Annotated in this window: 16 protein-coding genes; 5 read left to right on the top strand and 11 right to left on the bottom strand. The window is 59.8% G+C overall.

Annotated elements, in window-relative coordinates:
* Positions 1–117 precede the first annotated feature (117 nt).
* The gene (locus FHT78_RS21760) at positions 118–522 is read left to right on the top strand and encodes a DoxX family protein (protein ID WP_183748544.1); all 405 of its coding nucleotides are present in this window, start codon (positions 118–120) and stop codon (positions 520–522) included.
* A 79-nt stretch (positions 523–601) separates the two neighbouring features.
* On the opposite strand, the gene FHT78_RS21755 is transcribed toward FHT78_RS21760, so the two are convergent.
* From FHT78_RS21755 to FHT78_RS21735, 5 genes are all read right to left on the bottom strand, one after another.
* Positions 602–1,789, bottom strand: a complete 1,188-nt coding sequence (locus tag FHT78_RS21755) for a Gfo/Idh/MocA family oxidoreductase (RefSeq protein WP_183748542.1) — start codon at positions 1,787–1,789, stop codon at positions 602–604.
* A 27-nt stretch (positions 1,790–1,816) separates the two neighbouring features.
* On the bottom strand, positions 1,817–2,872 hold the full coding sequence (locus FHT78_RS21750; protein WP_183748540.1) for a sugar phosphate isomerase/epimerase: 1,056 nt from the start codon (positions 2,870–2,872) through the stop codon (positions 1,817–1,819).
* A 249-nt stretch (positions 2,873–3,121) separates the two neighbouring features.
* Positions 3,122–4,069: a substrate-binding domain-containing protein gene (locus tag FHT78_RS21745; RefSeq protein WP_183748538.1), complete on the bottom strand. Its 948-nt coding sequence runs from the start codon at positions 4,067–4,069 to the stop codon at positions 3,122–3,124.
* Positions 4,070–4,156: 87 nt separating this feature from the next.
* Complete coding sequence (locus FHT78_RS21740; RefSeq protein ID WP_183748536.1) at positions 4,157–5,161, bottom strand: ABC transporter permease; 1,005 nt, start codon at positions 5,159–5,161, stop codon at positions 4,157–4,159.
* 84 nt (positions 5,162–5,245) lie between these two features.
* A complete protein-coding gene (locus FHT78_RS21735) occupies positions 5,246–6,772 on the bottom strand; it encodes a sugar ABC transporter ATP-binding protein (protein ID WP_183748534.1) in 1,527 nt (508 codons plus the stop codon).
* Between the two features lie 164 nt (positions 6,773–6,936).
* Here FHT78_RS21735 and FHT78_RS21730 point away from each other — a divergent pair, with 164 nt between their 5' ends.
* Together FHT78_RS21730 and FHT78_RS21725 are read left to right on the top strand one after the other, a co-directional pair.
* On the top strand, positions 6,937–7,968 hold the full coding sequence (locus FHT78_RS21730; RefSeq protein ID WP_113117229.1) for a LacI family DNA-binding transcriptional regulator: 1,032 nt from the start codon (positions 6,937–6,939) through the stop codon (positions 7,966–7,968).
* Positions 7,969–8,059: 91 nt separating this feature from the next.
* Positions 8,060–8,446, top strand: a complete 387-nt coding sequence (locus FHT78_RS21725) for an ester cyclase (RefSeq protein ID WP_183748532.1) — start codon at positions 8,060–8,062, stop codon at positions 8,444–8,446.
* Between the two features lie 21 nt (positions 8,447–8,467).
* Here FHT78_RS21725 and FHT78_RS21720 read toward each other — a convergent pair whose 3' ends face one another.
* The 6 genes from FHT78_RS21720 to FHT78_RS21695 form a co-directional block, all read right to left on the bottom strand.
* Entirely contained in the window at positions 8,468–9,088 is a 621-nt protein-coding gene (locus FHT78_RS21720) for a class I SAM-dependent methyltransferase (protein WP_183748530.1), read from the bottom strand.
* A gap of 148 nt (positions 9,089–9,236) precedes the next feature.
* Positions 9,237–10,547 carry a xylose isomerase gene (gene xylA, locus FHT78_RS21715; RefSeq protein WP_183748528.1) on the bottom strand — a complete coding sequence of 437 codons (1,311 nt, stop codon included), beginning with the start codon at positions 10,545–10,547 and terminating at the stop codon, positions 9,237–9,239.
* Between the two features lie 59 nt (positions 10,548–10,606).
* Positions 10,607–12,061, bottom strand: a complete 1,455-nt coding sequence (gene xylB / locus FHT78_RS21710) for a xylulokinase (protein ID WP_183748527.1) — start codon at positions 12,059–12,061, stop codon at positions 10,607–10,609.
* Positions 12,062–12,082: 21 nt separating this feature from the next.
* Positions 12,083–13,108, bottom strand: a complete 1,026-nt coding sequence (locus FHT78_RS21705) for a LacI family DNA-binding transcriptional regulator (protein WP_183748526.1) — start codon at positions 13,106–13,108, stop codon at positions 12,083–12,085.
* Between the two features lie 154 nt (positions 13,109–13,262).
* A complete protein-coding gene (locus tag FHT78_RS21700; RefSeq protein WP_183748525.1) occupies positions 13,263–14,864 on the bottom strand; it encodes a DHA2 family efflux MFS transporter permease subunit in 1,602 nt (533 codons plus the stop codon).
* A gap of 28 nt (positions 14,865–14,892) precedes the next feature.
* Entirely contained in the window at positions 14,893–16,101 is a 1,209-nt protein-coding gene (locus FHT78_RS21695; protein WP_183748524.1) for an HlyD family secretion protein, read from the bottom strand.
* 152 nt (positions 16,102–16,253) lie between these two features.
* On the opposite strand from FHT78_RS21695, the gene FHT78_RS21690 reads away from it, so the two are divergent.
* Entirely contained in the window at positions 16,254–16,934 is a 681-nt protein-coding gene (locus FHT78_RS21690; protein ID WP_183748523.1) for a TetR/AcrR family transcriptional regulator, read from the top strand.
* 105 nt (positions 16,935–17,039) lie between these two features.
* On the top strand, positions 17,040–17,879 hold the full coding sequence (locus FHT78_RS21685; protein ID WP_183748522.1) for an AraC family transcriptional regulator: 840 nt from the start codon (positions 17,040–17,042) through the stop codon (positions 17,877–17,879).
* Positions 17,880–17,945: the final 66 nt, after the last annotated feature.

Raw genomic sequence — 17,945 nt, 5'->3', positions numbered from 1 at the left:
GAGCCTGCCACAGAACCCTGTACTGAACGGTCATAACGCCAATGTCAGCAGTCGTGATTTGCTGTCGCGACTGTGATCCTTACACGGGAAAGAGCATCACAATATGAAAGGAAACGAATGCTCTCGTCGATCCATCTGCTGCAGCCGCATCTCCTGAGCCTGCTGCGCATCGTCTCGTCCCTCGTGCTTTTCAGCTACGGAACGCAGAAGATCCTGCATTTCCCCGCTGCGGCGAGCGTGCCCCCCGTCGGATCGCTTTCGTGGGTTGCCGGCCTCCTCGAACTCACACTCGGCTTTCTGGTGCTGATCGGCTTCCAGACCCGTATCGCCGCCTTCGTGCTTTCCGGCCTGATGGCCTTTGCCTATTTCATCGGTCACGCATCGAAGAGCTTCTTCCCAGCACAGAATGGGGGTGTCGCCGCCATCCTGTTCTGCTTCGTCTTCCTCTATCTGGTCGCCGCCGGCGCGGGCACCTTCAGCGTCGATAATCTGCTAAAGCGCGGCCGCACCGCTGCTGCCTGATCACTTCGAATAAAAAACGCCGGGGCGATATCGAATCGCCCCGGCGTTTTTGATCATATGGGCCTGATCGGCGCGTAACTCAGACCTTGACCCAAGCGCCGTTGCGCTTGGACGAAGCCACGCAGGCCTCGACGAAGGCGACACCCTTCACACCGTCATCGACGGTCGGGTAAACCACAGCCTTGTCGACCGCTTTGCCTTTCTTGTGCGCGTTGATGGCGTGGGCAGCTTCCGTATAGATCGTCGCGAAAGCTTCGAGATAACCTTCCGGATGGCCGGACGGAACGCGGGAAACGCGCGCTGCGGCAGCACCGGAGCCGGCACCATTGCGGGTGATCAGCCGCTTGGATTCACCGAACGGCGTGTACCAGAGATAGTTCGGATCGGACTGAACCCATTCGATACCGCCCTTGGTGCCGTAAACGCGCACCTTGAGGCCATTCTCGTGACCCGGCGCCACTTGGCTGCACCAGAGCATGCCCTTGGCCGGCTTTTCCGAACCCTTGGCCTTGAAGCGCAGCATCACATGGGCGTTGTCATCGAGACGGCGCCCCGGCACAAAGCTGTCGAGATCGGCAGCAAGGCTGTCGAGTTCGAGACCCGTGATGAAGGACGCCAGGTTATAGGCATGCGTGCCGATATCGCCGGTCGAGCCGCCGACGCCGGACTGGGCCGGGTCGGTGCGCCATGCAGCCTGCTTCTGGCCGGACTGTTCGATCGCTTCGGTCAACCAGTCCTGCGGATATTCAGCCTGAACAATACGGATATCGCCGAGTTCGCCATTGGCAATCATCTCGCGCGCCTGACGCACCATCGGATAGCCGGTATAGTTATGCGTCAGGATGAAGAGTGCGCCGCTCTCGTCGGCAACCTTCTTCAGTTTCTTGGCATCGGCAAGGTTCGAAGTAAGCGGCTTGTCGCAGATGACATGAATGCCGCGGCGCAGGAATTCCTTGGCGGCGTCATAATGCACGTGGTTCGGCGTCACGATGGAAACGGCTTCGATGCCATTCTTCAGCTTCGCCTCGCGGATCGCCATTTCCCGGTAGCTGGAATAGGTGCGCGACGGATCGAGACCGAGATCGCGACCGGACTGAACAGCCTTTTCCGGTGTCGACGACAGCGCGCCGGCGATCAGATCATACTGGTCGTCGATACGTGCGGCGATGCGGTGAACAGCGCCGATGAAGGCCCCTGCCCCGCCGCCGACCATGCCGAGCCGGATGCGCGGCTCGCGGGTCTGTTCGGATGATGCTTCGATTGCCATGATATTCTCCTCGAAATCCTGATCCGCTTACGACAGACCCAGCATGCGCCGGTTGGCCGCCTGATCGGTGCCGCCGGCAGCGAAATCGTCGAAGGCCTTTTCGGTGACGCGGATGATGTGCGCCGCGACGAATTCGGCGCCTTCACGCGCACCGTCTTCCGGATGCTTCAGCGCGCATTCCCACTCGACCACGGCCCAGCCGTCGAAATTATTGGCAGTCATCTTCGAGAAGACGGCGCCGAAATCGACCTGGCCGTCGCCCAGCGAACGGAAGCGGCCGGCGCGCTCGACCCAGCCCTGATAGCCGCCGTAAACGCCCTGGCGTCCGGTGGGGTTGAACTCGGCATCCTTGACGTGGAACATCTTGATCCGGTCTTTGTAGATGTCGATGTTGTCGAGGTAATCGAGGCACTGCAGAATGTAGTGCGAAGGGTCGTAGAGCATGTTGGCGCGCGGATGGTTGCCGACCCGCTCCAGGAACATCTCGTAAGTGATGCCGTCGTGCAGGTCTTCGCCCGGATGGATTTCGTAGCAAACGTCAATGCCGTTTTCGTCGGCATGGTCGAGGATCGGCTTCCAGCGGCGGGCAAGCTCGTCAAAAGCGGTTTCGACGAGACCGGCCGGGCGCTGCGGCCAGGGATAGATGAAGGGCCAGGCAAGCGCGCCCGAGAAGGTCGCATGTGCCTTGAGGCCGAGATGCTTGGAAGCCGTCAGCGCATACTTGACCTGCTGCACGGCCCATTCCTGACGCGCCTTCGGGTTGCCGCGCACTTCGGGTGCTGCAAAACCATCGAAGGCTTCGTCATAGGCCGGGTGGACGGCAACGAGCTGGCCCTGCAAATGGGTGGAAAGTTCGGTGACTTCGACGCCGTTTTCACGCGCCTTGCCTGCGAACTCATCGCAGTAATCCTTGGATGTCGCCGCCTTCTTGAGGTCGATGAGCTGGCTTGCCCAGGTCGGAACCTGCACGCCCTTGTAGCCGATATCGGCCGCCCATTTGGTGATCGCGTCCCATGAATTGAAAGGGGCGGTATCGCCAGCGAACTGTCCGAGGAACAGGCCCGGTCCCTTGATCGTCTTCATGTCAGTTTCCTCCCTGAATATCGATCGTAAACGTTTTCGAGAAATCTTAGCGCGCCGTTCGATAAAGAAAAGGCGCCTCCCCGCCAATGCGAGAGATTTAAGCGGTTGGGCCAAAATCAACGCGGCCTGGACCTAATCACGCCCGCCGCTGATCGGCAAGAGGTACGTGCCGCATTTCGGCTTCAACTTATCCGAAGGCATGAAAAATGCGCCCATCCTTTCGAATGGGCGCATGCAGAAAGACTGATATCAGAACGGAGAATCCGGGAAGTAGAAGTTCTTGGCATTATCCTTGGTGACGAGCGTGGCGTCGAGGATGTAGTTGCCATGGACCGGAACCTGATCGTAGAGCGCAGCAGCGGTCAGCTCCATGGCCGTACCGACCATCGCCGGCGGATAGAGAACGTCGACCGGGATCAGCTTGTCGCCATCCATGACCTTCTTGACCATGTCCTTGGAGCCGGCACCGGCAACGACATACTGGATGTCGGTGCGCTTGGCCTGCTCGATGGCCTGGAGAACGCCAACGGCCATGTCATCGTCCTGGCACCATACGACGTCGATCTTCGGATACTTCGTCAGATAGTCCTGCATGACCTTGAAGGCATCGTCACGGTTCCAGTTGCCGTACTGGCGGTCGAGAACCTTGACCTTGGAGCCGGCAATACCCTTGTCGAAGCCATCCTGGCGCTGCTGATCGATCGGGATCGGCAGACCTCGAATAACGACGACCTGAGCTTCCGGGGTCTTTTCGGCAATGTACTTGCCCGCGACTTCGCCGAGTGCCGGGTTGTTGCCGGCGACATAGAGGTCACGCACGGAATTGTCGTTGTTCGACGGCGCACGGTCGACGAGCGCGACGAACTTGCCCTTGCCCTTGACTTCCATGATGGCGTTGACGAGCGGATCCGGATCCGACGGCAGGATGACGAGCGCATCGATGCCCTGCGTATCGAGGTCCTGCACGGCGTTTGCCTGCGTTGCGGCATCCGGCGAGGTCTTGACGATGACGTTCAGGCCCGGATGTTCGGCCATCAGCTTCTTGGCAATGCGCTCGGCATGAAACACGACGCCCGACGTCCAGCCATGGTCGGCTGCCGGAATGGACACGCCGATCGTATAATTCTTGTCCTGGGCGTAGGCTGCGCCGGCAAAAGCCACCCCCGCAACAGCCAGACCCAACATGAGCTTGCGCATGCTATTTCCTCCCAAAAATATCAGGGACTTATTCAATCCGGGCCGGGTGCCCTGGATAGCCCGGCCAATCCGAGAAGCAGGCCTGTCTTACGATTTTCGCACCAGCGACCGCTGCACCAGCATGGCGATGATGATGATCGCGCCCTGGATCGCACCGATGAGATATTCGCTGATGAAGTTCGAAAGCAGCATGATGTTGCCGACGAGCTCAAGAATGAAGGCGCCGCAGATCGTGCCCCAGACGCGGCCCGCACCGCCCTTCAGAGCCGTGCCGCCGACAACGACAGCCGTGATTGCCTGCAGCTCCCACAGAATGCCCGTCGTTGCCGAAGTCGAGCCGAGACGCGGCACATAGAGCAGAACGGCGATCGCCACGCAGAGTCCCTGAATGACGAAGGCGATTGTGCGCACCCGGTTGACTGCGACGCCGGAATAGCGGGCAACATCGCTGTTCGAACCGACTGCCACGACGTGACGGCCATAGCGCGTGCGGTAGAGAATGAAAGCGGCAATGGCGGTAACGACCAGGATAACGACGATCGGCACCGGGACACCGAAAATACTGCCGAAATAGGCTGGCCGATAAAGCGTCTGAATATCAGCCGAACGCAACGTGATTGCTCCGCCCTGCGACAGCCACGTCGTCAGACCGCGATAAATGCCCATCGTCCCGAGCGTCGCGATGAAGGGCTCGATCTTGCCGACCGTCGTGATGAGGCCGTTTGCGAGACCGCAAAGCGCACCGGCGACCACGGCGAAGACGACGGCAGCAGTCAGCATCAGCACCGGATCGGCAATGATGCCGGAATTGATGAGCAGGATCATCAGGCTGGCGACGAAGGCCACCATGGAGCCCACGGAAAGGTCGAGGTCGCCTGCCGAGATCACGAAGGTCGCACCGACGGCGATGATGGCAATGAAGGCGCAGCGCGTCGCGACATTCGTAAGATTGGTAATGCCGATGAAATTCGGATTGACCAGTGCGCCCACGATGAGGAGCAAGGCCAGTGCGGCGAAGGGGGCAACCGCGCGCAGATCGACGTCACGCCAGGATCTGCGCCGGATCTCCCTGGTCTCCTCGTTAACACTCATGTCCAAAACCAACCTCCCGTCCCATGACTGCTGGGCATCTTGTTTGTCTCGCGCGCGGTCCGCTCGCGTAGCGCCTCGGCGACATCAGGCAGCCGCTTGACGCTTCAGCCCCGCGGCGTAACGCATGATTTCCTGTTCGGAAATTTCATCCCCTTCGAGGATGCCGACGATCCGGCCTTCGCGCATCACGGCAACCCGCGTGCAGAGCCCTATCACTTCGGGCATTTCCGAGGACACGACGATGATCGACCGCCCGTCGCGGGCGAGCGCCGAGATGAAATGATAGATCTGCTGCTTGGTGCCGACATCGATGCCGCGCGTCGGCTCATCGATGATGATGATCTGCGGTTCGGTCTCCATGACCTTGGCGAGAAGAAGCTTCTGCTGGTTGCCACCCGACATGCGGCCGGCAATGATATTGCCGTCGCGTACGCGGATGTCGAAGCGCCGCTTGGCCTTGGCAAGCGCTGCCGCTTCGCTGTTCGGGCTCAGATAACCATGGCTGACATGGCGTTCGAGCGATTGCAGCGTCAGGTTGGCGATCATGCCCGAACCAAGCAGCAGCCCTTTGGACTTGCGGTCCTTGGTCATATAGGCGAGGCCGGCGCGATTGGCGGCACGCGCATCACCCGAAGACACGCTTTCGCCGTGGATGACGACCTCGCCGGAAAGGCGCGAACGTAGGCCGGCGATCGCCTCCATCAGCTCGGTACGACCCGAACCGATAAGTCCGGAAAATCCGATCACCTCGCCCTTACGCACTTCGAAGCTCGCATCCTGCACGTAGCCGGTCGAAACCGAACTGACGCGAAGCACGACTTCCTCATCGACATTGGGCTCGACCTTGGCCGGATAGAGGCTCGAAAGCTCGCGGCCGACCATGAGCTGCGCAATGGATTCACCATCCAGCATGGAGGTCGGAGCCGTCTTCACCCACTGGCCATCGCGAAGGACTGTGACCCTGTCGGTCAGCTCCATGACCTCGTCAAGCTTATGGGAAACGAAGACGAAACTGGTGCCCTGATCGCGCAGCTTACGTACCTGCTTGAAGAGCATATTGATTTCCTCGCGCGACAAAACGGCGGTCGGCTCGTCCATGAAGACAACGCGGGCATCGCGGCTGATTGCCTTGGCAATCTCGACCATCTGCTTGTCGGCGATCGACAGCGAACTGATCATCGCATTCTCGTCGACATGCGAACCGAGCACATCCAACACGCGACGCGTCTCCGAGCGCATGTATTTGCGGTCGAGCACTCCGAAATGCGTGACCTCGCGACCGAGGAACAGGCTCTCGGTGACCGTCAGATGTTCAGCAAGATTGAATTCCTGATGAATGATGACAATGCCGAGCGCTTCGGCTGCGCCGTTCGGAGGCAGCACCACTGGCTCGCCGTCGAGCAGGATCTCGCCGGAGGTCGGCTGCTCGAAGCCGGAGAGAATCTTGACGAGAGTGGATTTTCCGGCGCCATTTTCGCCCATTAGCGCGTGGATTTCACCGGCACGGAGATCGAAGTTGACGCTGAAGAGAACCTGCACGCCGCTGAAAGACTTGCAAATGCGCCTAGCGGACAACACCACCGGTGCAATCTCTGCAGTATCCACGGTCATGATTTCCTCCTGCGGCTCCCATCCGCTTATGTGGGCATATGTAAACCTTTACATCAGCCATGTAAAGGTTTACATCGTGGATTTACACAGATCTGTTGTGCGGTGAATTTGACCTCCCGACAAGTCTGTGTAGTGTGCGGCGAAGACAGCCCAAGGCAGACCACGTGTCGAATTCCACGCCCGCTACAATCGAAGACGTCGCTCGGATCGCCGAGGTTTCCATCGCGACGGTATCGCGGGCGATCCACATGCCCGAAAAGGTGGCCAATTCGACGCGCCTGAAGGTCAACCAGGCGATCGCCATCACCGGCTATACGACGAATGCCATGGCGCGCAGCCTGCGGCTCGGTCGTTCCAACATGATCCTGGTCGTGGCGCCCGATATCGGCGACCCCAACTTTTCCAATATCCTCATCGGCCTGGAAAACGAGGCGCGGGCCCATGGCTACGGCGTGCTGATCGGCCACACGCAAAATGATGCGCAACGCGGCCTGGAATATCTGAAATTCTTCAATTCCAACCAGGCTGCAGGCCTGATCCTCTTTACCGGCATCCTGCCCTTCGGCCATCAGATGGTGACGGCGCAGCTGCCGCCGAGCGTCGGCGTCTTCGAACCCGTCTTCAATGGTGGCATCCCCTATGTCGGCGTCGACGATATTGAAGGCGCGAGGAAAGCCGTCGACCTGCTTCTGGCGGAGGGACACCGCAAGATCGCCTTCATCGGCGACTCCCGCACCCGCCTCGCCTACAGCCGCCGCCGGCAGGGCTATGACGCCGGCCTGGACGCCGCCGGCGTGCCGAAAGACACGCGTATCGTGCTGGAAGGCGATGGCACGATCGAAAGCGGCCGCCATGCTGTGGAGCAGCTTTTCATGCGCGACACGCTGCCGACTGCCTTCATGTGCGTCAACGACCAGACAGCGATCGGCGTAATGATCGGCTTGAACGCCCGCGGCTACAATATCCCGCAGGATTTTTCGGTCACCGGCTTCGATGACGTGCCGCAAGCCGTTTTCATGAGCCCCTCGTTGACGACCATTCGCCAGCCGCGCACGGCAATCGGCAAACAGGCCATGGCGCTGCTCTTGGAACTTCTCTCCGACGGCCGCCCGGCCGAGACGGAAATCCTGCTGCGACCGGATCTTGTGGTGCGCAATTCTGTTTCGGCGCCGCCGCGCAACTGGCAGAAGCGATAGCATCGAAGCCTCGACAACCATCCGCCATTGCCTGATCTCCGCCCCGTTCTAGTTTGCCGGCAGAATCCTCTGCGAAGACGGGACAACCGAAATGACACGGAACGAACTGGCTGACAGATACCGAAGCTACATTGCTTGCCTGAACGAACAGGACTGGGCAAATTTGAGAAATTTCGTCCACGACGAGGTTCGCTACAATGGCAAGCACATCGGCATCCTCGGCTATCGGGAAATGCTGGAAGGTGATTTTCGCGCCATCCCCGATCTCTTCTTCGATATCCAACTGCTGATCTGCGAGCCGCCACATGTGGCGAGCCGTTTGCAGTTCGACTGCACACCGAAGGGCGAACTTTTCGGTCTTCCCGTCAACGGCAGGAGAGTGCAGTTCGCCGAAAACGTCTTCTACGGGTTTCTGGATGGAAAGATCGAGAACGTCTGGTCGGTTATAGACAAGGCAGCCATCGAGGCCCAGCTTTGAAAGGCGGAATTTCCTCTCCGATCATGCAATCCGCTTGAACGTAGTGAATTGAAATCTCTGCACGCTATGCCAGGGTGTCGAGTGATCGTGGCGGCGGCTGTCGATCAACTCGAAATCTGGTCCGAGGAGTTCTGCCAGACTGTCGGAGCTATGGCGGGCAACCAGCAAGCCGCTGCACTTGTCCGGCCCATCGAGGGCAAAAGTCCCCATGATCAGATGCCCCCCCGTTTTCAACGCACGTTTCAGCCGCTCGATATAGGCTGCTTGCTGAGCCGCATCGGTCAGGAAATGAAAGGCTGCTCTATCGTGCCAGACATCATAGGTCTGAGGTGGCTCCCAAAGCGTGGCATCACCAACGATCCACTTGACCTCCTCACCTTTGGCGCCAAGACGCTTGCGCGCCGTATCGAGGGCCGCTGACGAAAGATCGAGCACCGTCACATCGCCAAACCCTTCGGCAAGAAGGCTGTCGACCAGTCTTGAAGCTCCGCCGCCCACATCGACGATCGCGTCGGATTGTTTTGCCTTAACGAGATGGATCAGTTCGAGAGAAGGCGCCGGGCTTTCCTGAAACCAGCTGACATCAGTTTCACCCTTGGTCGAATAGACGTTTTCCCAATGCAGCTTGCGATCGTCAGTCATGAAACGCTCCAAACGTTTTCTCCACCGCTCGTGATGGCATGCCAGATTTCCGACCGCCCGACCAGCACAACTGGCCGTCCCCGTCTCCGCACAACGAAAAAGCCGGGAAGCTTTCGCTCCCCGGCTTTCAGAAAGATCAGACCGGCAATCAAACGTAGCGGTTGACGATGTTTTCGAGCAGTTCCTGCTTGCCGGACTTCGGCTGCGGATTGATATCCTTGCTTTCGACCCACTGCGTGATTTCTTCCAGCGAATATTCGCCGCGGAAGAGCTTCTGTCCTTCAGCCGAATTCCAGCCGGCATAGCGGTCTGCGAGCGGCTGGGAGAGTGCCTTGTCCTCGATCATCTTGGCGGCAGCCTTGAGGCCGCGGGCGCAGCAATCCATGCCGCCGATATGGCCGATCAGCAGGTCTGCAGGGTCGAGCGACTGACGGCGCAGCTTCGAATCGAAGTTGGTACCGCCCGTCTTGAAGCCGCCGCCCGCCAGAACGTAGTAGTAGGCCAGAGCCATTTCCGGAACGTTGTTCGGGAACTGGTCGGTGTCCCAGCCGGACTGGTAATCGTTGCGGTTCATGTCGATCGAGCCGAAGATACCGAGCGCGTTGGCAAGCGCCAGCTCGTGCTCGAAGGAATGGCCGGCAAGGATCGCGTGGCCCTGCTCGATGTTGAGCTTCACTTCGTTTTCGAGGCCGTGCTTCTTGAGGAAGCCATAGACCGTCGCAACGTCGTAGTCGTACTGGTGCTTGGTTGGCTCCTGCGGCTTCGGCTCGATGAGGATCGTGCCCTTGTAGCCGATCTTGTGCTTGTATTCGACAACGAGGTTGAGGAAGCGGCCGAGCTGGTCGAGCTCGCGGCCGATATCGGTGTTGAGCAGGGTTTCATAGCCTTCGCGGCCACCCCACAGAACGTAGTTTTCGCCGCCGAGCTTCTGCGTGGCGTCGATGCAGGTCTTGACCGTCGCAGCGGCGAAAGCAAAGACATCCGGATCCGGATTGGTTGCAGCTCCCGACATATAGCGACGGTTAGAGAAGAGGTTCGCCGTGCCCCAAAGCAGCTTGGTGCCGGTGGTCGCCTGCTTTTCGGCGAAGTAATCGACGATCTCGTTCAGGTTCTTGGTGTTTTCGGCAAAGTTCTTGCCCTCCGGGCGCACGTCGGCGTCGTGGAAGCAGTAGTAGGGCGCGCCGAGCAGCGAGAAGAACTCGAAAGCGACGTCAGCCTTGAGCTTTGCGGCCTTCATCGTATCTTCGAACCACGGACGCAGGAAGGTCTGGCCACCGAAGGGATCGCCGCCCGGCCAGGTGAACGTGTGCCAGTAGGCGACTGCAAAGCGCAGATGGTCTTCCATGCGCTTGCCGAGAACGATCTCATCAGGCTGGTAGTAGCGGAAAGCCAGCGGGTTGGTGCTGTCTGGGCCTTCGTACTTCACTTTCTGAATGTCGCCAAAAAATCCGGTGCTCATTGGGGTTCTCCTTGGGTTTGTCGTTCAGTTTTATCGTCGGTGCCGCGCGGCTGCAGTTCTCAATGCACCAGCGACTTGATCGCCGGGTAGACAGAACGGTAACGCTTGTAGGCATCTTCATAGGCGCCGCTCAGCGCAGCGACAGGCTCGATCGTGCCGGCCGTTACCGGCGGCGCGCAGACGGCTACCGGATCGGCACCCGTTGCAGCAATGAGGCCAAGGCGGGCGGCACCGAAGGCAGCGCCGAAATCGCCATCCGCCGGCAAATCGACCGGAACACCGAGCGCAGTCGCGATAGAGGCCAGCCAGTAGCGCGACCGCGAACCGCCGCCGATCGCCGTGACACGGGAAATATCCGTGCCGGCCGAACGCAATGCTTCCAGATTGTCGCGGATCGCGAAGGAGACGCCTTCCAGCACTGCCTGCGTCAACACCGCACGGCTGCTTTCGTGCTCGAGACCGATGAAAGCGCCGCGGATCACCGCGTCATTGTGCGGCGTGCGCTCGCCCGAGAGGTAAGGAAGGAAGGTGACGCCGCTCGGCGCCTTCAGGCTTTCGCCGAGTTCGCCGGTAAGATCGGCGGCCGACTTGCCAGTGACGGAAGAATGCCAGTTGAGGGCGTCGGTGGCCGACAGGATGACGCCCATCTGATGCCAGGTGTTCGGCAGCGCATGGCAGAAGGCATGGACGGCGCTTTCGGGTTTCGGCAGGTAGGCGGCATTGGCGGCAAAGAGAACGCCCGACGTGCCGAGCGAAACGAAGGCAGCGCCATCACTGACCGTGCCCATGCCGCAGGCCGAAGCCGCGTTGTCACCAGCACCGCCGGCAACGACGACATCGCCGGAAATGCCCCAGGTGGAGGCGAGCTCGGCGCGCAGCTTGCCGCCTTGCTCCGTGCCCTCGACAAGCCTCGGCATCTGCTTCTCATCGAGATTGGTCGCCGCCAGAAGCTCGGGAGACCAGGCGCGCTTGCCGGTATCGAGCCAGGACGTGCCGGCCGAGTCGGACATCTCAGAGATATGCTCGCCGGTCAGCCAGAGGCGCAGATAGTCCTTCGGCAGCAGAACCTTGCCGACCTTGGCGAAGATCTCGGGCTCGTTCTTGGCGACCCAGGCAAGCTTCGGCGCGGTGAAGCCGGGAAAAACGATATTGCCGGTCAGCTTGCGGAAGCGCGGATCGGCATCGAGCGCCGCAGCCTCGACATGGGAGCGCGTGTCGTTCCAAAGGATGCAGGGACGCAGGACCTTATCGGAGGCGTCGAGCAAAGTCGCGCCGTGCATCTGGCCGGAGAGGCCGATACCCTTGACGGCGGCAAGCTCCTTTGGATGTTTGGCTTTGAGACCGGCAACAGCCTCTTCGGTGGCGCGGACCCAATGGGCCGGCTCCTGTTCGGACCAGCCGGAATGCGGACGCGAGACGTCGAGCGAACCGTTTGCCGAGCCGATGATCTTCTGATCGCCGTCGATCAGCATCGCCTTGACGCCCGAAGTTCCGAGATCGAGACCCAGATACATGTGGTATTTCTCCCTTTGCCGTTACGGCAGATTGTCTTTCAGGAATATGTCGAGGCGGATGCGCTCCTGCGCGTCGATAACAGCAAGCCCGTCCGCCTTTGCCTTGAGAACACGGATCGCGCTGCGCACCTCATGGCCGGCATCCTGATTGAGGATTGCGTCGATAGTGCCGTCGAGCAGGGCGGCGCGCGTATGGGCCGTCAATTCATGGGCAATCACCGTCAGCGTCCTGTCGACAGCCTTTTCCTTGAGCGCCCGGACCAGACCACGATTACCGGCACCGAGGCTGTAAATGCCGATGATGCCGTCGTTCTTCCCAAGCGCATCGGCAATCAGCATGTGTGCAACTTCAGGGTCGTCCCGGCCTTCGAGAACCGATAACAGGTGCAGCGCCGGAAATTCATGAGCCATGACGGCGGCGAAGCCCTCCAGGCGTTCGCGATGGTCGCGTACCAGCATGGAGCCGGCCAGAATGGCGATCTCGCCCTTGGCGCCGCCGAGGAAGCGTCCGAGCAGACGCGCAGCGGTGCGCCCCGCCGCAATATTGTCGACGCCGGCATAGTGGTGGCGCAGCGACCCCGTCAGATCGGAAACGAGCGTGACGACCGGAATGCCATCTTTTACCAACCGGTCGACGGCGGCGCGCACATCGGGCGCATCGGTCGCGACAAGCGCGATACCGGAGGGCTTTTCCGCAGCGAGCGCTTCCAGCTCACGCACCAGCGCCTGCGGATCGAAAGCGGGTACCTCGACGATGCGGATATCCGTACGCTCGGCGGTCGAGCGCGCTATCGCGGCGCGGATTTCAGCATTCAAGCCATGCATGAAGGAGTTGTCGCTAGCGGGGAGGATGAAGATCAGCGGATAGACGCGGCTCTTGGCGAGGTTTGCAGCGGCCACGTCGCGCACATAGCCAAGATCGCGGATCGCGGTTTCAACCTTCTCCCGCGTCACATGGCGTACACCCGGCCGCTGGTTCAGAACCCGGTCTACGGTGGCAAGACTGACGCCCGCCGCAGCGGCGATATCATGAACGGTTGGCCTCATCGCTCCTCCTGAAGGAGACCATTAGCGCCAAATTTGATGTACGTAAATCAAAAAGTGGTGAGGTGGTACACAGCCTGTTGAAAGGGTAAAACCATCCAGGCAGAAAACAGAAAGACCCTCCGAAGAGGGCCTTTCTTGCGATGACGGCTGGAGGTCAGTGGCCGCCACCGCCTCCACCGCCGCCTTGCGGCGCGGGTTTCTTGATCATGACGACGCCGAGGATCATCGCCAGGAAAAGCACTGTCAGCATCAGGAAGATGTCGCCGAACGAAAGGATCATTGCCTGCCGTGTGGCAAGGCCGACCATCTGCTTGACTGCAACATTGGCACCATCCAGACCCCAATTATTGAAGTTTGCGGTCATATTGTTCATCTGGTCGATTGCAGCCGTGTTGCCCCAATGGATGTTTTCGCGCAGCCGCTCGTAATGCACGTCCTGGCGGCTGGTCAGCACGGTGTTGATGACGGCGAGGCCGACGGCGCCGCCGAGGTTACGCGTCAGGTTGAAGAGGCCGGATGCGCCGCGGATACGCTGCGGCGGCAGAGTGCCAAGCGCGATGTTGTTGATCGGCACCATGCACATCATCAGGCCGAAGCCGCGCAGAATCTGCGGGATGAAGAGTTCGTAGAAGTCCCAATCCTGCGTCAGATGCGTCATGATGTAGGTGCCGGCCGCAAAGCTTACGAAACCGATCGCCATCATGAAACGCAGGTCGAGCTTGGTCGACAGCCGGCCGGCAATCGGCGCGGTGAAGAACATCGCAAGGCCCGAGACGAACATCGTCTCGCCGATCATCTGCGAATCGTAGCCGCGGATACGGCCGAGATAGACCGGATAGATATAAGTGAGCCCGTAAAGGCCGATGCCCATGACGAAGGAAAAGACCGAGCCGAAGGAAAAATTTCGGTTCGAGAAAGCCGTCAGGTCGACGACAGGGAATTCCACGGTGAAGGCCCGATAGAAGAAGACGATACAAGCAACGGCCGACGCGACAGCACCCATGACGATGTAGTTGTCGTTGAACCAGTCGTTCGAATTGCCTTCTTCCAGCACATATTCCAGTGCGCCGAGAAAGATACCCATGGCAATCAACCCGGACCAGTCGAACTTCTTGAAGAGCGACAGTTCCGGTTTATCGAAATCGATGAAATTCCAGGTAACGAGCGTGACGATGATACCGGGAACGATATTAACCAGGAACAGCCAGTGCCAGGAGAAGGCGTGGCTGAGATACCCCCCGACCGTCGGGCCGATGGTCGGCGCCAACGTGGCGATGAGGCCGATGATCGGCGAGACGATGGCGCGCTTTGACGGCGGGAAGATCGTAAAGGCGGCAGCAAAGACCGAGGGAATCATTCCGCCGCCGATGAAGCCCTGAAGGACGCGATAGACGATCATCTGGTCGATATTCGTCGCTGTCGCTGCAAGCGCGCTCGAGATGGTGAAGCCCGCCGCCGAAATCGCGAAAAGGTAACGTGTTGAGATGATGCGCGCGAGCGTACCCGACAGCGGGATCATGATGACTTCCGCGATCAGATAGGCTGTTTGAACCCAGCCGATTTCATCGGTACCGGCAGAAAGGCCGGCCTGGATTTCGGCAAGCGAGGCGGAGACGATCTGGATGTCGAGGATCGACATGAACATGCCGAGCACCATCGCAAAGAAGGCGATGAGCTTTCTCGGATCCATGCGATCGGCGGCATGCGCAGGCGCTGCCGGGATCGAACCTGCCGTTGCTGTCGCACTCCCGGCCATGGGACTACCTCCGCCCTAAGGGCTTGACTTACTTCACCGGCGCCGTGCGGGTATCGACGTCGACCACGACGCTGAGACCGGCACGCAAACGACCGCTATCAAGCGCATCCTGCGGCAAGGCGATGCGAACGGGCACGCGCTGAATGATCTTGGTGAAGTTGCCGGTCGCATTCTCGGGAGGCAGCATCGAGAAGACCGAGCCGGAAGCCGGCGAGATCGATTCGACAGTGCCGACGACAGGATAATCGCTGTAGGCATCCACATGGACGTTCACCTTAGAGCCGGCAACGAGATGCTGGATCTGCGTTTCCTTGAAGTTGGCGTCGATATAGAGCTGGCGGGTCGGCACGAGTGCCATCAGCCGCTGGCCGGGCGAAACGAGATCGCCTTCCTGAACCGAACGATTGCCGACGACGCCATCATAGGGCGCCTTCAGCACCGTGAAGGAAAGGTCGCGGGCGGCCTTGTCGCGCTGGATTTCCAGCGTGCGCACCGAACCCTCGGCTTCCTTGCGCTGGGCTTCGAGGATGGCGATATTAGCCTGGGCAGCAACGATATTGGCATCGCCGCCGGCAAGGTTTGCCTTCGCCTGATCGAGAGCCGTATTCGCATCATCGAGATCTGCAGTGGTGCCGACCGACTTCGCCTGCAGGTCGCTCTGGCGCTTCTGCTTGATCTCTGCGCCACGCACGGTGGCTTCGAGGGCAGTCTTCTGGGCCTGGGCCTGCACGAGGCTTGCCCTGGCGCCTTCGATCTGCGCATCGATGCGGCTGAGCGACAACTGCTCGGTTTCGATCTGAGCATTGGCCTGGTCGAGGGCGTTCTGGTAGTCGCCGTTATCAAGGGTAGCGAGAACGTCGCCTGCCTTGACTTCCTGGTTGGCGACAACATTCACCTTCGCGACGTAGCCGGTGACCTTCGGCGAGATCGTTGCGATATCGCCCTCGATATAGGCGTCGTCGGTCGACACCAGGAAGCGGCCATTCGTCCACCATTCATAGCCGTACCAGCCGGCGCCGGCCAGCAGCGCCAGCACGACGACGGGCAGCACGAAGCTCCGGCGCTTCTTCGGAGCAGCGGCGACCGGAGCGACAGCAGGCGACGACTGCGCAGGAGCCGTCTGCGGTGCCTCAGCCTTCAGGGCTTCAGCGGGAGCTGCAGCTTCCGCTTTTACCTCTTCCGCGCCAGCATTTTCGCTGACGATGCGCGCGACGTTGCTTTTCTGGTTTGTCGACATGGACAGGCTACCGATCTGGAGTAAAATAATCGAACTGAACGGTTCGGTTCAGTTGACATAAAGCGTTTTTAACTTCATATCAAGATGCATAGAACCAATCGGTTCGATTTCTTTGAACGAAGACACGAATTCGCCAAGACGGTTAAGGAGACATGACACTGAAGCCCGAGGACATCGCCGTATTCAGCCCGCCCAACCCGGGAGGCCGCTTTGCTGCCGGCGAGGATCCTGCCAAGCGCCAGCAGATTCTTGATGGTGCCCGGCGCGTGTTCATGAAAATGGGCTTCGATGCGGCCAGCATGAACGATGTGACTCGCGAGGCCGGCGTTTCCAAGGGAACGCTCTATGTCTACTTCGCCAACAAGGAGGAACTCTTCCACGCTATGGTCGAGAGCGAGCGCGCCGCCTTTGTTGCGGCCGTGCGCACGGTCCTTGCCGAGCATGACGATATCGAGGCCGGCTTGTACGAATTCGGAATAACCTTCGTCACCCACATGACCGAAGACAAGGTCATTGATGCCATGCGCACCGTGCTCGGCGTACGCGAGCGCATGCCCCTTCTCTGTCAACGCTTCTTCAAGGGGCCGCAGAACCTTCGCACCATCATGCACGACTTCTTGGAGCGGCATGTGCAGGCCGGTACCCTGAAGATAGACGATATCGATCTCGCCGCCGGCCAGTTCCTCGATCTTGCAAGCGGCAGCTTCTTCAAGCTGCGTCTCTTCGGCAACATGGAAGGCCCGCCGCCGCGCAACGAGATTGAGCGCGTCATCCGCGGCGCGATCTACGTCTTCATGGCAGCCTATGGCGTGCATAAACACGAGCCGGCCTGATCCTCATCTCTATCCCGATTGGTTTGCTCCCGGATTTGCGCAATAGCGATCAAATCCGGCCGTCGCATTTGCGCTAGCAATGAGACGGCAACCAAGGGAGAAGAGATGAGCGCCATCGGACGGGCGATATGGTTCATCGAGAGCCATTTCGAAACCGATATAAGCCTCGACGAGATCGCGGAAGCCGCCGGATTGTCACGCTATCATCTGTCGCGCGTCTTCGGTCTTGTGACCGGCCATTCGATTAGCGGCTATATCCGCGCACGGCGTTTGAGTGGCGCCGCGCTGTCTCTCATCTCAGGCTCATCCAGCATTCTCGAGGTTGCCCTCGAGGCGGGCTACGGCTCGCACGAAGCTTTCACCCGTGCCTTCCGCGACCAGTTCGGCATGACACCGGAGGCTGTGCGCCGGCAAGGGCACATTCGCAACCTCGCTTTGATGGAGCCTATCAGGATGAAAACCGCAAGCCTTACCGATCTCGAACCACCGCGTTTCGAAACCCTTCAGCCGATGCTTTTTGCCGGCCTGCAGGAAACCTATGCTTATGGCGGCAATGCTGCGATCCCCTCGCTCTGGCAGAAGTTCAACCAGCATTTCGGCCATATCCCGAACCAGAAGGGCAATGTCGCCTACGGGATCTGCACGCATATCGACGGCGAGACCGAGAAATTCCGTTACATGGCGGCCGTCGAAGTATCCGATGCTGACGATCTGCCGGATGGCTTTGCAACACTGAAGCTGCCGGCCCAGCGCTACGCCGTCTTCTCCCACCGCGGGCATGTTTCCGGCATACCGGCCACAATGGACCTGATCTTCGGCAACTGGTGGCCGACTTCGGGTCTCGAACATGGTAGCATGCCCGACATGTTCGAACGCTATGATGACCGCTTCGATCCTCATACGGGGATGGGGCTGACGGAAATCTGGCTGCCGATCAAGGAATAAAACCCCGATCGTTTTCGTATACCCCCTTGCGGTGCTTGCCCGGCAGGCCCGTAGCGATAGATTGTT

The organism is Rhizobium sp. BK196 (assembly GCF_014193255.1).
Lineage (GTDB): Bacteria > Pseudomonadota > Alphaproteobacteria > Rhizobiales > Rhizobiaceae > Rhizobium.
This window is presented reverse-complemented; position numbering and strand designations above follow the sequence as displayed.

What these genes read in the sequence shown, in the direction of transcription:
- FHT78_RS21690 (WP_183748523.1), top strand. Translation starts at nt 16,254, where the DNA reads ATGACACTGAAGCCCGAGGACATCGCCGTATTCAGCCCGCCCAACCCG.
- FHT78_RS21750 (WP_183748540.1), bottom strand. Translation starts at nt 2,872, where the DNA reads ATGAAGACGATCAAGGGACCGGGCCTGTTCCTCGGACAGTTCGCTGGC.
- FHT78_RS21695 (WP_183748524.1), bottom strand. Translation starts at nt 16,101, where the DNA reads ATGTCGACAAACCAGAAAAGCAACGTCGCGCGCATCGTCAGCGAAAAT.
- FHT78_RS21745 (WP_183748538.1), bottom strand. Translation starts at nt 4,069, where the DNA reads ATGCGCAAGCTCATGTTGGGTCTGGCTGTTGCGGGGGTGGCTTTTGCC.
- FHT78_RS21740 (WP_183748536.1), bottom strand. Translation starts at nt 5,161, where the DNA reads ATGAGTGTTAACGAGGAGACCAGGGAGATCCGGCGCAGATCCTGGCGT.
- FHT78_RS21755 (WP_183748542.1), bottom strand. Translation starts at nt 1,789, where the DNA reads ATGGCAATCGAAGCATCATCCGAACAGACCCGCGAGCCGCGCATCCGG.
- xylB (WP_183748527.1), bottom strand. Translation starts at nt 12,061, where the DNA reads ATGTATCTGGGTCTCGATCTCGGAACTTCGGGCGTCAAGGCGATGCTG.
- FHT78_RS21760 (WP_183748544.1), top strand. Translation starts at nt 118, where the DNA reads ATGCTCTCGTCGATCCATCTGCTGCAGCCGCATCTCCTGAGCCTGCTG.
- FHT78_RS21685 (WP_183748522.1), top strand. Translation starts at nt 17,040, where the DNA reads ATGAGCGCCATCGGACGGGCGATATGGTTCATCGAGAGCCATTTCGAA.
- FHT78_RS21725 (WP_183748532.1), top strand. Translation starts at nt 8,060, where the DNA reads ATGACACGGAACGAACTGGCTGACAGATACCGAAGCTACATTGCTTGC.
- xylA (WP_183748528.1), bottom strand. Translation starts at nt 10,547, where the DNA reads ATGAGCACCGGATTTTTTGGCGACATTCAGAAAGTGAAGTACGAAGGC.
- FHT78_RS21700 (WP_183748525.1), bottom strand. Translation starts at nt 14,864, where the DNA reads ATGGCCGGGAGTGCGACAGCAACGGCAGGTTCGATCCCGGCAGCGCCT.
- FHT78_RS21735 (WP_183748534.1), bottom strand. Translation starts at nt 6,772, where the DNA reads ATGACCGTGGATACTGCAGAGATTGCACCGGTGGTGTTGTCCGCTAGG.
- FHT78_RS21705 (WP_183748526.1), bottom strand. Translation starts at nt 13,108, where the DNA reads ATGAGGCCAACCGTTCATGATATCGCCGCTGCGGCGGGCGTCAGTCTT.
- FHT78_RS21720 (WP_183748530.1), bottom strand. Translation starts at nt 9,088, where the DNA reads ATGACTGACGATCGCAAGCTGCATTGGGAAAACGTCTATTCGACCAAG.